Raw genomic sequence first — 12,271 nt, 5'->3', positions numbered from 1 at the left:
GCGGACTTCAACCTGAGGTGGTTTTTGCCCTTACCTGGGCGGGCAGCCCTTGAACTGGCCGACCTTCGAGACGCTGAGCCTGGACAGGTTCAGCGGCATCATCGGGCTCATGGAGCCGCGGCCGGAGCCGGTGAAGAGGTCGATGCGCTCGCCCTTGATCGCGCCGCCCACGTCGGAGGCGTACCAGTAGCCGTCATGCACGCCGCCGTCAGGCATGGGCAGGCCAACGGTCTCCTTGATGAAGAGCACGGTGCGGCGGGGGATAAGCTTGCTGTCGATGGCCGCCGTGCGCATGGCCACGACCTTGCAGCCCAGGCTGTCCAGCGCGCCGACGCCGCGGGCGCCCGCGTGATACAGCGTGGCCTTCAGCTTCATGTCGACGATGCCGGGCGTGATCGCCGACAGCGCGCCGATGATCAGATCGCCCATGGGATCGGATCCCGTCGTCTGGGCGTTGTTTGCGTGAGCGGCCGAGGAAAAACCGGCCGCGACGGTGATGGCGGCCACAAGGCCAACAAGGCGACGCATGGGAGGTGGTCCTCTTTGGCGGCGTATCTGGTTGTGCGGGCCATTGCTTAGGCTATCAAGACGGCTCCGGCAACCTCCTTGGAGTCGCACCGTGTCCCTGCGCGTCTATGGCGACAGCATCTCCGGCAATTGTCTCAAGGTTAAGTGGGTCGCCGATTTTCTAGGGATTCCATACGTCTGGACCGAGACCAGCGTGGTGAACGCGGAGACCCGGACGCCGGAGTTCCTGACCTTGAATCCGGCCGGCCAGGTGCCGATGATTATTCTGGAAGACGGCCGACCGCTGGCCCAGTCGAACGCCATCATCGGCTGGATGGCGCGTGATTCCGTCCTGGTCCCGGCCGATCCTTATGACCACGCCCGGATGATGGAATGGCTGTTCTGGGAGCAGTACAGCCACGAGCCCTATGTCGCCGTGGCGCGCTTCCACATGCATTACATGGGCAAGACACGCGAGGAGATCGGCGAGCGCATCTATGAGCGTGGCGCCGCGGCGCTGAAGCGCATGGACGACGCCCTGCAAGGCGGCGGCTTCCTGGTCGGCCAGGCCGTCAGTCTCGCGGATGTCGCGCTTGTCGCCTATACCCGCGTCGCCCACGAAGGCGGGTTTGATCTTTCCGACTATCCCGCCGTCACGGCCTGGGTGGCGCGTGTCGAAGCCGCCCTCGGCATCGTCTGATCCTTCGGAGACCCTTCATGCGCCGCGCCGCACTCGCCATCGCTCTCAGCCTCGCCGCCATCGCGCCCGCCGCGCCGGCCTTCGCCTGGGGCGCCTACGGCCACCGCCTGGTGGGGCAGCTGGCGACCCAGGCCCTGCCGGCCGAGGTGCCCGCCTTCCTGCGCACGCCCAGGGCCGTGGACGACATCGGCGAATACGCCCGCGAGCTGGACCGCTCCAAGGGCTCCGGCCGCGTCCACGACCATGACCGCGATCCGGGCCACTTCGTGGACCTGGACGAGGCGGGCAAGGTGCTGGGTGGACCGTCGTTCCTGCCGCTGCCGGCCACCAAGGCCGACTACGAGACCGGCCTTCGCGCCCACAATCTCGACATGTGGAAGGCCGGATACCTGCAGTTCTCGCTGATCGACGGCTACCAGCAGCTGGTCAAGGACTTCACCTACTGGCGCATCCTGACCATCGTCGAGAAGCGCGAGAAGAATGCCGGGCGCCTGAAATACTACCGCGCCGACCGCATCCGCCGCGAAGCCCTGCTGATGCGCGACCTGGGCGTCTGGGCGCACTATGTGGGCGACAGCGCCCAGCCCCTGCACGCCTCGGTCCACTTCAACGGCTGGGGCGATTATCCCAACCCCAAGGGCTACAGCCAGGAACGCAGCGTGCACGGCGTGTTCGAGGGGGAGGCCGTTGTGGCCAACGTCACCGCCGCCTCGGCCAGGGCGCGGATGAAGCCGTTCGCCGACTGCAACTGCCCGGTGGATCAGCGCTTCACCAACTTCCTCACGGAATCGGCGGGCCATGTGGAGCCGCTCTATGTCCTGTGGGGCGAGAAGGCGTTCAGCACGGAACCCAACACCCGCGGCGCCGCTTTCCTGAACGACCGCATCGCCGCCGGCGCCTCGGAGCTGCGCGACCTCGTCGTCATGGCCTGGCGTGAAAGCGCCAACGGCGTGATCGGCTATCGCCCGACCATCTCGGTCAAGCAGGTGGCCGAGGGCGGCGATCCCTGGAAGGACCTCTACGGTAAGGACTGATCCATGCTGCAGTTCGGCGAGCCCAAATCCGGCCTGACCTATGTGGAGCGGCCGGCGGCTTTCGGGATCGCCGGGCGGGATGGGAAGGTCGCCCTGGTGGAGGTCGTCCGCGACGGCGGCCGTCACTGGGACCTGCCGGGCGGCGCGATCGACCCCGGCGAGGATGAGGCGAAAGCCCTGGTCCGCGAGTTTGGCGAGGAGACGGGGCTGAAGGTCAGCCTTGGCCGGCGGGTGGTCAACGTCGCCCAGCGCTTCCTGAAGGACCCAAAGACGCCCGTGAACAATCGCGGCGGCGTCTACGAGGTGATCGTCGATGGCGAGGACGCCGCCCTGAAGATCGAGGATGACCACACCCTGGTCTGGCTCGATCCCGGCGAGGCCCTGACCTGCCTGCGCCACGAGGCGCACGCCGTGGCCCTGTTGTTCTGGATGCGCGCCCGGGCCGCCTGAGCGGTTGCCTATTGGCCGGCGAGCGACTAGGCGGTGGCGCGACAACCGGAGTGCGCCCCATGGCTGAAGCGACCATCATCGACGGCAAGGCCTTCGCGGCCGATCTGCGCGGGCGCATCGCCGAGGAGGTCGCCGCGCTGAAGGCCGACCACGGGATCACCCCGGGTCTGGCCGTGGTGCTGGTGGGCGAGGATGCGGCCAGCCAGATCTATGTGCGCAACAAGGGCGAGCAGACCGAGGCCGCCGGCATGTATTCGGTCACCCATCGCCTGCCGGCCGACGTCAGCGAGCCGGATCTGATGCGCCTGGTGGCGGAGCTGAACGGTGACCCAGCCATCCACGGCATCCTGGTGCAGTTCCCGGTGCCAGCGCATCTGAGCCAGGACCGCATCGTCGCCGCCATCAGCCCGGACAAGGACGTGGACGGCCTGAACGTCGTCAACGCCGGCCGTCTGGCCAGCGGCCTGCCGGCCCTGACGCCCTGCACGCCGCTGGGCTGCATGATGCTGCTGAAGGACCGGCTGGGCGACCTGAAGGGCAAGCGCGCCGTGGTCATCGGCCGCTCCAACCTGATGGGCAAGCCCATGGCCCAGATGCTGCTGGCCGCCGACTGCACCGTCACCATCGCCCATTCGCGCACCGCCGACCTGCCGGCCGTCTGCCGAGAGGCTGACATCGTGGTCGCCGCCGTGGGCCGGCCCGAGATGGTCACGGCCGACTGGATCAAGCCGGGCGCGGCGGTGATCGACGTGGGCATCAACCGCATCCCGGCTCGCGATCCGGAAGCGGCGGCGGCGGGCAAGACCCGCGTGGTGGGCGACGTGGCTTTCGATGAAGCCAAGGCCGTGGCCGGCTTCATCACCCCCGTGCCAGGCGGGGTGGGGCCGATGACCATCGCCTGCCTGCTGCAGAACACCCTCACCGCCGCCCGTCGCCTGAACGGCCTCGGATAGAACGGCCTGGGCTGGTCCTTCAGCCGTCGGCTGCTAACCTGATCTCCTGAATGCGGGAGGCCTGGTGATGGCGGTGACGGTGGAGCGGGCGCGGGAGCTTTGTCTGGCGCTGGACGGCGCCAGCGAGGCGCCGCATTTTCATCGCGTGGCGTTCAAGACCCCGCGCAAGACCTTCGCCACCCTCGATCCCGCCGCGCCGGACATCAACCTGATGTTCGATCCAGACCATCGCGACTTCTGGTGCGAGCAGGCGCCGCACGCCTTCGCGCCGGTCGCCGGCGGCTGGGGCCGCATGGGCGCCACGCGTTGCGACCTGCTGACGGTGGACGAGCCGACCCTGGCCTCGGCCCTGAAGGCGGCGCATCTGCTGGCCCAACCCAAGCCGAAGAAGAAACCCAAGCCGAAGCAGAGCAAATGATCGGACTGCTCCTGAGCCTCGCGCTGGGCGCGGCCGAGATTGACCCGAAGAAGGAATACTCGCCGGCCCTCGACGCCTGCCTCGCCGGTGACGACGCGGCCAGGGGCGTGAGCGTCGCCATGGCCACTTGCTTCAATGAGGAGCGGGGGCGTCAGGATGCGCGGCTGAACGCCGCCTACAAGGCCGTCATGGCCAGGCGGTCGCCTGGCGACCGCAACAGTCTTCGTGATGTTCAGCGCGCCTGGATCAAGCGGCGCGACGCCGAGTGTGAGGAGAACCTGACGGGCGGCACGATCGACATGGTCGAGCGCGCCGCCTGCCATCTGGAGCTGACCGCCATGCGCGCCGTCGAACTGGAGCGGCTGGCGCGCTGACGTCTTACCGGGCCTTGATGAAGGCGCGGATGTCGGTGGACAGCTTACGCAGGTCCTCGTCGCGCACGTACATCATGTGGCCGGCATGGTAGTAGTGCCACTGGATGCGGCCGTCCGTGGGGATGCCCGTGCGGTTCAGCGAGTACTCGGCCCCGAAGAACGGGGTGGCGAAGTCATAGTAGCCCTGGCCGACCCACACGCGCAGGCCGCTGTTCTCGCGCAGGGCCTTGCCGATGTAGGGGGCCACGTTCAGGTAGCCCGAGCCGCCGCGCGGCCCGCCGATGTTCCAGTCCCAGTTGCCCGTGGCGCCGATCGACGAATAGACCACGTCGGGCGAGTACTTCAGGGTCTCGCGCGAATAGGCGTTCATGGCGGCGGTGTAGGCGCCGTCGATGCCGTAGAAGCTGGGATCGTTGTCCGGACGGTCGCCGGCGTTGTCGTAGTCGACGCCGGTGTAGCGGGTGTCCAGGCGGCCGATGGTCAGGCCCCGGTCACGCAGCAGCTCCTTGTAGAAGCGGCTCGGCGACAGGCGCAGGTTGGCGTTGGACAGATAGGCCTGCGACACGCCGGTGAAGCGCGACAGCTGCGGCAGGATCGCGGCCCGCTCCTCGGCGGTCAGCGAGTTGCCTTTCAGCAGGGCCGAGGCGTAGGGCCCCAGCGCCCAGGCGCGGGCTTCGGCGACGAACTCCTCGACCGTGGCCGGCTTGTTGGCGACCTTGTTGTGGTACCAGGCGGTGGCCGCCATCGACGGCAGGTTGGTCACGTAGCCCAGCTCGTTGCCGGGCGCATCGGCGGCCTGGCTGAAGTCGAGGATCGACGAGATCAGCAGGATGCCGTTGACCGACACGTCGGTGTAGCTGCCTTCCAGCTCGTTGATCACCGCCGCCGAACGGGTGGTGCCGTAGCTTTCGCCGCCGATGAACTTCGGCGCATTCCAGCGGCCATGCTCGTTCAGCCAAAGGCGGATGAACTCGGCCATGGACTTGGCGTCCTTGGTCACGCCCCAGTAGTTGGACGGATCGGTCTTGCCGAGCGCCCGGCTGTAGCCGGTGCCCACCGGGTCGATGAACACGATGTCGGTGACGTCGAGCAGCGAGTCCGGGTTGTCGATGATCGGGAAGGGCGGGGCGCCGTCGTCCTTGGCGTCCGAGGGCACGACCACGCGCTTGGGCCCGAAGGCGCCCATGTGCAGCCACACCGAGCCGGAGCCCGGGCCGCCGTTCCACAGGAAGGTCACCGGACGGTTCGGATCGGTCGGACCTTCCTTGATGTAGCTGTAGGAGGTGATGGCCGCGAGCGGCTTGCCGTCCTTGTCCTTCAGATAGGTCTCGCCGGCGATGGCGCGGTAGCTGATCTTCTGGCCGCCGAAGGTGCCGGTGTGCTTGGTCACCGAGACGACGGGGGGCGGTATCGCGCCGTCGGCGCGTTCACGGGGGGCGCCGTCGGGACGCGGGCCTTCCTGGGCCACGGCCGGGCCGGCCAGGACGAGCGCCGACACAGCGGCGACGAGCAGTTTCTTCATTGAAAATCCCCCCGGGGAAATGACGTCAACGGCCCTCTCGGACCCGGCGCGCGAACAGCGACGCCCACCGGAATGAGGAAACAACCGGGGCCGAATGTAAACCGGCGCCTTGCGCGGATTTTCAGAATGTTTGGGAGGATGCGGGCGTGTTTTCCGAAGAATGTGCGGATGCACCCCTTGGGGGGTGACCGCACCACCCCGATTGAGGCGCTTCCCCTGTCTCCAGGCGGAAGTTCGGTGAGCGAAGGGGAGGTCCTAGGCCCGCTTCAATTCGCGCTCCGCGGCGTCACTGAGCTTTTCCTCCGCCCAGGCGGCGAGGCTCTTGCCGGCAAGTTCCGCTGCCTTGGCGGATCGGGCGTGCACCTGAGGATCCACCCGCACCATGATCTGGCCGGAATAGGCCTTTTGCGGGCTCTTGCCCGCGCGGGCGCAGACGTCGAGGTAGCCGGTGACCGCCTCGTGGAAATTGGCCTTCAGCTCAGCGACGGTTTCGCCGTGGAAGTTGATCCCGTCGCTCAGTCCGGCGACGCGGCCGAAGAAAATCCCGTCCTCGTCATCATACTCGACGCGCGCTGAATATCCCTTGTAGCTCATCACGTTCATGGCTTTGCTCCGATGCGGGCGAGGAAGGCTTGGGCGGCCCGGACCTGATACCGCTTTGCTTCCTTGGCCGGGTGGGGGCGGTGGAAGAACTCAAGCTCGTCTCCGTATTTGAACGAGACCGACGAGCCTGGGCCTTCAATCACCTCGCAACCGACGGCCGTCAGCAAGCTTTCGATGTCGCTCCAGACGATGGTCGCGGAAGTGGGCTTCCTGAACACCGCCTCAAGCGTCTTTCGTTGCTTGCTGTTCATGCAAGCATAGTGAGATCGCTGAATGATTTTTGCAAGCAAAAACCGCTAGCAGCTGGTGGGCGGCGACCGCGGCCGCCGCCCCTTACGTCACCAGTTCACGCTGAGGCGCGTGTAGAGATAGCGGCCGTTGAAGCCGAACGGCGAGAACGACGAGAACGGCGCGGCCCCGCTGGTGTTGAGGTTCTGCGGGATCTGGTCGGGATAGGTGTCGAAGAGATTGTCCGCCCCGATCGCCCAGGTCGCCCCGAACGGGAAGCGGTAGCGTGCCTCCAGATCCACGATGGCCTTGTCGCCGGTCTTGGAGTCGTTCAGTCCGTCCGCCGTGCTGCCGGGCGACAGGACGTCGCCATAGAAGGTTGTGCGCAGCGTCGCTCCGAACGGTCCGCGGCTCCAGTCGGCCTGGCTGCTGACCTTCCAGGGCGGCGTGCCGTTCTCGAAGCGCAGCACCGCCTGGCGGCCGAACAGGGTCTGCGGCTGGGGCAGGACCGTGGTCGTGGGCGTATTGGTGACGTCGAAGTTGTTGACGTTGCCGGCCAGGGTCAGGTCGAAGCTTCCGGCCCGCTCGGTGTCGAAGCGGTAGCGCGCCACCGCATCCAGGCCCTCGGTCCTGGTGTCCACGCCGTTGATGAAGAAGCGGGCGGCCGAAGCGCCGTATGGGGCCAGAAGGTCAAAGATCACCCTGGCGTTGGTCCCCGCCGCCGCCGTGGCGCTGCCGGTCAGGGTCTCAGACAGGATGATCCGGTCATCGACCTCGATGCGGTAGGCGTCGAGCGTCAGCTCCAGCGGCCCGCGCCGCCACACCAGGCCCAGGGAGTAGTTGCGCGATTTTTCCGCCTCCAGCGCCGTGCCGCCCAGCGAGACGCCCTGAGTGCTGACCGACGGATAGGTGCCGGTCTCGAAGGGGGCGCCATTGATGTAAACGATCGCGGTCGAGGTGAAGTACTGCTGTTGCAGGCTGGGCGCCCTAAAGCCGGTGGACGCCGCGCCCCGAAGCGCGAACGACGGAGTGAAGTCGTAACGCGCGGCGATCTTGCCCGACAGGTTGTCGCCGAAGTCCGAATAGTCCTCGTAACGCAGGGCGGCCGAGGCGGTGAGCTTGTCGGTCAACTTGCCTTCCAGGTCGGCATAGACCCCCACCGAGTGGCGATCGACGTCCACCGCGTTGCTGGGCGTAAAGCCGGTGAAGCCGCGCGAACCCAGGGCCAGGGTGGTGAAGGGCCCGCGGATATAGGAGCCCGGCTCACCCGGGGTGATGGCGTAGTCCTCGCGCCTTGCTTCAAGACCGAACGCGACGTTGAGGGGGCCGGCCAGGCCGACCTCGAACTCGCGCGCCGCATCCAGCTTGTAGGCCAGTTGCTCGTAGCGCAGGCCGCCGGCCTGGAAGCTGGTGGGCGATGTCGGGCCCAGGGAAGGGTTGAGGGTGTTCTCGACGCCAAAATCGATGGTGTTCTTGCCGAACACCAGATTGCTGTCGATGCGCCAGCCGCCGGCCTCGCCGCGCAGGCCGCCGGCGATGCTGAAGTCCTCGGTGTCGGTGAGGATCAGGGGCAGATAGCCGTTGGGATAGACCGACGGAATGTTCTGAGTGGCGTCGGTGGGCAGTCGGTAGGTCGCCGAACTGGACCCGTCACGCTGCTGGTAGCCGACCCAGCCATAGGCCTCCCAGGCTGCGTTCAACCGCTTGCCGGCGTTGGCGTAGAGCGACAGATCCTCGATCTCGGCGTCGCCGAAGCGCGAGGTGATGCGCCGCGGCGTCACGCGCGGATCGACGTCGGAGCGATTGGTCGGCTCCCGGTCGCGATACTCAGCGGAAACGGTCAGGAAGCCGTCAGCGCCCAGCTTGAAGCCCTGCCAGCCGGAGACGGTGATGGTGCGCCCATCGGTGATGTCGCGCTTCTCGCCGGCATGATTGCCCGTGAAGCTGGTGACGTATTCCCCATAGGTGACCGAAGCGCCGCCGCCGCTGGAGGCCTCGCGCAGGCGGATGTTGATCACGCCGGCGATGGCGTCCGAACCATACTGGGCGGCGGCGCCGTCGCGCAGGACCTCGATCCGCTCGATGGCGGTGGAGGGGATGGCGTTCAGGTCGGCCGCCGCCGAGCCGCGGCCCACCGAGCCGTTGGTGTTGACGAGCGCGGTGACGTGCCGGCGGGCGCCGTTGACCAGAACCAGGGTCTGATCAGGCCCCTGACCGCGCAGCGTGGCGGGACGGATGGCGTCAGTGCCGTCGGTGTTCGACGGGCGGGGGAAGGTGATCGACGGCACGGTGGCGGCCAGCGCCGCCGCCAGCTCGGTCGAGCCGCGCTGCTCCAGGGTCTTGGCGGTCACCACGTCCACGGGGGCGATGGTGTCCAGCCGCGAGCGCCCGGCGGTGCGGGTGCCGGTGACGACAAGCTCGTCGACCTCGGCGTCGGCGGCGGGCGCGGTCTGCGCGTATGCGACGGTGGCGGCGAAGGCGGCGGCTGACGCCGCCGCCAGAAGCAGGATGCGATAGTTCATGGATGATCCCCGAGATGCGGGCCTTTGGCCCCTTGTTGACTGAGAGAAAAGTATGCCGTGCGGGCTTGATCAGCCTGGCGACGCGGCGGCCTGGGCGGCGGCGAGCACACGCAGGAAGTTGCCGCCCCAGATCTTGGCCAGGTCGGCCTGGCTGTAGCCGCGCGCCAGGAGTTCGGCGGTCACCGCCGGCGCCTCGCTGGCGTCGGCGAAGCCGATCACGCCCGAGCCATGGTTGAAGTCGCTGCCGACGCCCACGTGATCGACGCCGATCCGCTTGGCGACGTAGTCGATGTGGTCGACAAAGGTCTTCACCGTCGCCTTGGGATAGAGCTTGTCATAGGCGGCGAAGAAGGCGTCGCGCTGCGGCGCGGGCAGGCCGTCCGCACCCGAGTAGCTCAGGATCTTCTCATCCAGCCCGTACTGTCGGCGCAGCGCCCGCAAGGCGTCGTCGTAGCCGGCGGGTTTGGGGACGAGATAGGGATTGAACGGGGTGATCTGCACGACCCCGCCCTTGGCCTTGATGGCGTCCAGCTCGGCGTCGGAGAGGTTGCGGGTGCTGTCCACCAGGGCGCGCGCCGCCGAATGGGTCGCCACCACCGGCGCCCGGGACAGCTCCAGCGTCTGCTGCACGCCCTGCGGCGTCAGTTGCGAGACGTCGATCAGGACGCCCAGGTCGTTGAAGCGCTTCACCGCCGCCTTGCCCAGGGGCGACAGGCCGCCATGCTCCGCGCCCGCGCCGAACTGGGGCCGCGAGGAATCGGCGAAGGCGTTGTTGCCGGCGTGGGTCAGGCCCGCCACCCGGACGCCGCCGGCGAAATAGGGGTCGAAGGCGGCCAGATCCTCGCCCAGCGAGTAGGCGTTCAGGAAGCCGATCAGCACGGCGATCTTCCTACCGCCGGTGATGCGGCGCACGTCATCGGCGGTGCGTGCGATCTCGATGCGCCCGTTGCTCTGGGCCGGCAAAGCCTCGATCGCCGCCAGCTTGGCTTGCGCTTCCTTTTGAGCGGCGGCGTAGCCTTGCGCCGTGCGCGGGCCGGTGGAGACCGCCACCGCGTAGACGAGGGCGTCCACGCCGCCGGTCTTCAGTTTCTCCAGGCTGGTGAAGGTGTCGCCGTCCTTGGCGTAGGAGCGTCGCGGCGATCCGGGCAGAAGGATGTCGGCGTGGCTGTCCAGAACAAGAAGCCTGTCGTGCGTCGCGCGCGCGCCGCCGGGCAGGGAAGGCTGGGCTCGCGCCGCGCTTGAGCCAAGGGCGGCGAGGGCGGCGATGGTCGCCAGAGCCGTCCTGCGGGTACGCATAATCGCCATCTCGCATCCTCCAAATTGAAGTCAAAATCTATAATCGACTTGTTTTATAGGAATTGAAGGCAGCTTTTCTGCGCAGCTTGATAGGTCGGCTCCCTAGCGCTTTGTATCTTCGTCAAAGAGTGGGCTCTTGGAGGAAATGACCACCCGCTTGTACACGCGAGGCTCGTGTCTTCTCGATCGCAAGAGATCGGGATGTGGCGGTAGAAAAACTTAAAAGACAATTCCCATTCGAAAGGTAGGTTTTGGGGGCGTGCGGCCTCATCGGTCCATGTGGCTTCCTTAACTGGGCGTCGAGGCGGGGACTGGACACCGCGCCTCGACGCCTATCCTTCGGATCGAGCTGATGCGGCCTTCCATCCTCATTCTGCCGGGCCTGCACGGCTCGGAAGAAGATCACTGGCAAAGCCAGTGGGAGCGCCTGCTGCCGCAGGCCGAACGAGTGGTGCAGGCGGACTGGAGCGATCCGCTTCGCACCGACTGGCTTCTTCGTCTTGATCGGGCGCTGGAGCGTCGTCCCGGCGCCTTCCTGGTGGCCCACAGCCTTGGTTGCGCCCTCGTGGCGCATCACGCCGAGCTGACCGGTGGGCAATCGGTCGCCGGGGCGCTTCTCGTCGCGCCCGCCGACGTAGAGCGGCCAGGCGCGCGTGAGCCGCTGACGAGGTTTGCGCCCCTGCCGCGTAAGGCGCTGCCGTTTCCATCTGTTCTAGTGGCCAGTCGCGATGATCCCTGGATGGCGTTCTCCCGGGCCCGGGCTTTGGCCGAGCACTGGGGATCGCGTTTCGTGGACGTCGGACCGCTTGGCCACATCAACGTCGCCGCCGGCGTCGGTCCCTGGATCGATGGCCTGCGGCACCTGACGGACCTCATGGAAGCCTCCGCCCGGCAAGAGCGCTTCCGGCCGCGGGATGACGAGACCACCACCCGCGACCTCAACAAGGAGAGCTACTGATGAGCCGAAGCGACGGCGATCGCGCAAGTGTCGATCGCGACTGGGCCGAAGCGCTGGCCCCCAACCGACGCGGTCTTCTGGGCGCGAGCCTGCTGGCGGGTCTCGCATCGGGGCCCGCCTTGGCTGCTCCGGCCGCGAAGGTCAGCCCCTGGGGCGCCGACACCTGGAAGCAGGCCACGCCGGCGCCGATCAGCGTGCGGCCTGGCGAGGAGACCCTTCCGGCTCGCCCGCGCGCCTTCACCGATATCGAGAGCTACCACGCCCACATCTATTTCGATGAGGACACCTACCAGAAGGCGGCGCTGATCCGGCGCTGGGCCGCCGAGCGGTTCGAGGTCGAGCTTGGCGACTGGAACCTGGAGCCCCGCGGCCCTCACGTGACGCCGTCCTTCTACTTCGGCTTCGCCAATGAGCAGCTTTCGACCATCGTCCCGTGGCTGCAGCTCAACAGCCTGGGGCTGACGATCCTGCTGCATCCCAACACCGACGATCCGCGCGCCGATCACCTCTACTACGCCCTGTGGGTCAACCGGTCTCAGCCGGTGAACGCCTACGGGATGAAGCGTCCGGGCCCTGGCCAGCCGCCGGTGGAGCAGATCATTCCCAACACGGTTCCGAGCGTGACGTTGGAGCGCGGCTGAGGGCGTGCGGCCCGCCTCATTTGACAAAGCCGCCCCTTCGGAGCCCTATGACGGCATGTGCTCGC

At 67.4% G+C, this 12,271-nt stretch carries 14 protein-coding genes; 8 read left to right on the top strand and 6 right to left on the bottom strand.

Annotated elements, in window-relative coordinates; all coding sequences use genetic code 11:
• Positions 1-30: 30 nt before the first annotated feature.
• Positions 31-528: a 3D domain-containing protein gene (locus tag P7B02_RS13425; protein WP_277786858.1), complete on the bottom strand. Its 498-nt coding sequence runs from the start codon at positions 526-528 to the stop codon at positions 31-33.
• 91 nt (positions 529-619) lie between these two features.
• Between P7B02_RS13425 and P7B02_RS13420 the strand changes: the two genes are divergently transcribed.
• From P7B02_RS13420 to P7B02_RS13395, 6 genes are all read left to right on the top strand, one after another.
• Positions 620-1,207 carry a glutathione S-transferase family protein gene (locus P7B02_RS13420; RefSeq protein ID WP_277786857.1) on the top strand — a complete coding sequence of 196 codons (588 nt, stop codon included), beginning with the start codon at positions 620-622 and terminating at the stop codon, positions 1,205-1,207.
• A gap of 17 nt (positions 1,208-1,224) precedes the next feature.
• Positions 1,225-2,241, top strand: coding sequence for a S1/P1 Nuclease (locus P7B02_RS13415; RefSeq protein ID WP_277786856.1), 1,017 nt, complete (start codon positions 1,225-1,227; stop codon positions 2,239-2,241).
• A 3-nt stretch (positions 2,242-2,244) separates the two neighbouring features.
• A complete protein-coding gene (locus P7B02_RS13410; RefSeq protein ID WP_277786855.1) occupies positions 2,245-2,691 on the top strand; it encodes an NUDIX domain-containing protein in 447 nt (148 codons plus the stop codon).
• 59 nt (positions 2,692-2,750) lie between these two features.
• The gene (gene folD / locus P7B02_RS13405; RefSeq protein WP_277786854.1) at positions 2,751-3,644 is read left to right on the top strand and encodes a bifunctional methylenetetrahydrofolate dehydrogenase/methenyltetrahydrofolate cyclohydrolase FolD; all 894 of its coding nucleotides are present in this window, start codon (positions 2,751-2,753) and stop codon (positions 3,642-3,644) included.
• 67 nt (positions 3,645-3,711) lie between these two features.
• The gene (locus P7B02_RS13400) at positions 3,712-4,062 is read left to right on the top strand and encodes an MmcQ/YjbR family DNA-binding protein (protein WP_277786853.1); all 351 of its coding nucleotides are present in this window, start codon (positions 3,712-3,714) and stop codon (positions 4,060-4,062) included.
• On the top strand, positions 4,059-4,436 hold the full coding sequence (locus tag P7B02_RS13395; protein ID WP_277786852.1) for a lysozyme inhibitor LprI family protein: 378 nt from the start codon (positions 4,059-4,061) through the stop codon (positions 4,434-4,436). Before P7B02_RS13400 ends, P7B02_RS13395 begins: the two co-directional genes overlap by 4 nt.
• A 4-nt stretch (positions 4,437-4,440) precedes the next feature.
• Here P7B02_RS13395 and P7B02_RS13390 read toward each other — a convergent pair whose 3' ends face one another.
• From P7B02_RS13390 to P7B02_RS13370, 5 genes are all read right to left on the bottom strand, one after another.
• Positions 4,441-5,958: a S10 family peptidase gene (locus P7B02_RS13390; RefSeq protein WP_277786851.1), complete on the bottom strand. Its 1,518-nt coding sequence runs from the start codon at positions 5,956-5,958 to the stop codon at positions 4,441-4,443.
• A 255-nt stretch (positions 5,959-6,213) separates the two neighbouring features.
• Positions 6,214-6,561, bottom strand: coding sequence for a type II toxin-antitoxin system HicB family antitoxin (locus P7B02_RS13385; protein WP_277786850.1), 348 nt, complete (start codon positions 6,559-6,561; stop codon positions 6,214-6,216).
• The gene (locus P7B02_RS13380) at positions 6,558-6,812 is read right to left on the bottom strand and encodes a type II toxin-antitoxin system HicA family toxin (protein ID WP_277786849.1); all 255 of its coding nucleotides are present in this window, start codon (positions 6,810-6,812) and stop codon (positions 6,558-6,560) included. Before P7B02_RS13380 ends, P7B02_RS13385 begins: the two co-directional genes overlap by 4 nt.
• Before the next feature lie 87 nt (positions 6,813-6,899).
• Positions 6,900-9,311, bottom strand: coding sequence for a TonB-dependent receptor plug domain-containing protein (locus tag P7B02_RS13375; protein ID WP_277786848.1), 2,412 nt, complete (start codon positions 9,309-9,311; stop codon positions 6,900-6,902).
• 69 nt (positions 9,312-9,380) lie between these two features.
• The gene (locus P7B02_RS13370; protein WP_277786847.1) at positions 9,381-10,616 is read right to left on the bottom strand and encodes a dipeptidase; all 1,236 of its coding nucleotides are present in this window, start codon (positions 10,614-10,616) and stop codon (positions 9,381-9,383) included.
• A 343-nt stretch (positions 10,617-10,959) separates the two neighbouring features.
• Between P7B02_RS13370 and P7B02_RS13365 the strand changes: the two genes are divergently transcribed.
• Together P7B02_RS13365 and P7B02_RS13360 are read left to right on the top strand one after the other, a co-directional pair.
• Entirely contained in the window at positions 10,960-11,565 is a 606-nt protein-coding gene (locus P7B02_RS13365) for an RBBP9/YdeN family alpha/beta hydrolase (protein WP_277786846.1), read from the top strand.
• Positions 11,565-12,206, top strand: a complete 642-nt coding sequence (locus P7B02_RS13360) for a DOPA 4,5-dioxygenase family protein (RefSeq protein WP_277786845.1) — start codon at positions 11,565-11,567, stop codon at positions 12,204-12,206. The genes P7B02_RS13365 and P7B02_RS13360 overlap by 1 nt, the downstream gene beginning before the upstream one ends.
• Positions 12,207-12,271 lie beyond the last annotated feature (65 nt).

The organism is Caulobacter segnis, from assembly GCF_029543125.1.
GTDB lineage: Bacteria > Pseudomonadota > Alphaproteobacteria > Caulobacterales > Caulobacteraceae > Caulobacter > Caulobacter segnis_D.
The sequence above is the reverse complement of the archived record's forward strand: the minus strand, read 5'-3'. Positions and strand labels throughout refer to the sequence as shown.

Coding starts and splice junctions, on each gene's coding strand:
- P7B02_RS13385 (WP_277786850.1), bottom strand. CDS start 6,561: ATGAACGTGATGAGCTACAAGGGATATTCAGCGCGCGTCGAGTATGAT.
- P7B02_RS13370 (WP_277786847.1), bottom strand. CDS start 10,616: ATGGCGATTATGCGTACCCGCAGGACGGCTCTGGCGACCATCGCCGCC.
- P7B02_RS13390 (WP_277786851.1), bottom strand. CDS start 5,958: ATGAAGAAACTGCTCGTCGCCGCTGTGTCGGCGCTCGTCCTGGCCGGC.
- P7B02_RS13410 (WP_277786855.1), top strand. CDS start 2,245: ATGCTGCAGTTCGGCGAGCCCAAATCCGGCCTGACCTATGTGGAGCGG.
- P7B02_RS13375 (WP_277786848.1), bottom strand. CDS start 9,311: ATGAACTATCGCATCCTGCTTCTGGCGGCGGCGTCAGCCGCCGCCTTC.
- P7B02_RS13415 (WP_277786856.1), top strand. CDS start 1,225: ATGCGCCGCGCCGCACTCGCCATCGCTCTCAGCCTCGCCGCCATCGCG.
- P7B02_RS13395 (WP_277786852.1), top strand. CDS start 4,059: ATGATCGGACTGCTCCTGAGCCTCGCGCTGGGCGCGGCCGAGATTGAC.
- folD (WP_277786854.1), top strand. CDS start 2,751: ATGGCTGAAGCGACCATCATCGACGGCAAGGCCTTCGCGGCCGATCTG.
- P7B02_RS13360 (WP_277786845.1), top strand. CDS start 11,565: ATGAGCCGAAGCGACGGCGATCGCGCAAGTGTCGATCGCGACTGGGCC.
- P7B02_RS13425 (WP_277786858.1), bottom strand. CDS start 528: ATGCGTCGCCTTGTTGGCCTTGTGGCCGCCATCACCGTCGCGGCCGGT.
- P7B02_RS13400 (WP_277786853.1), top strand. CDS start 3,712: ATGGCGGTGACGGTGGAGCGGGCGCGGGAGCTTTGTCTGGCGCTGGAC.
- P7B02_RS13380 (WP_277786849.1), bottom strand. CDS start 6,812: ATGAACAGCAAGCAACGAAAGACGCTTGAGGCGGTGTTCAGGAAGCCC.
- P7B02_RS13365 (WP_277786846.1), top strand. CDS start 10,960: ATGCGGCCTTCCATCCTCATTCTGCCGGGCCTGCACGGCTCGGAAGAA.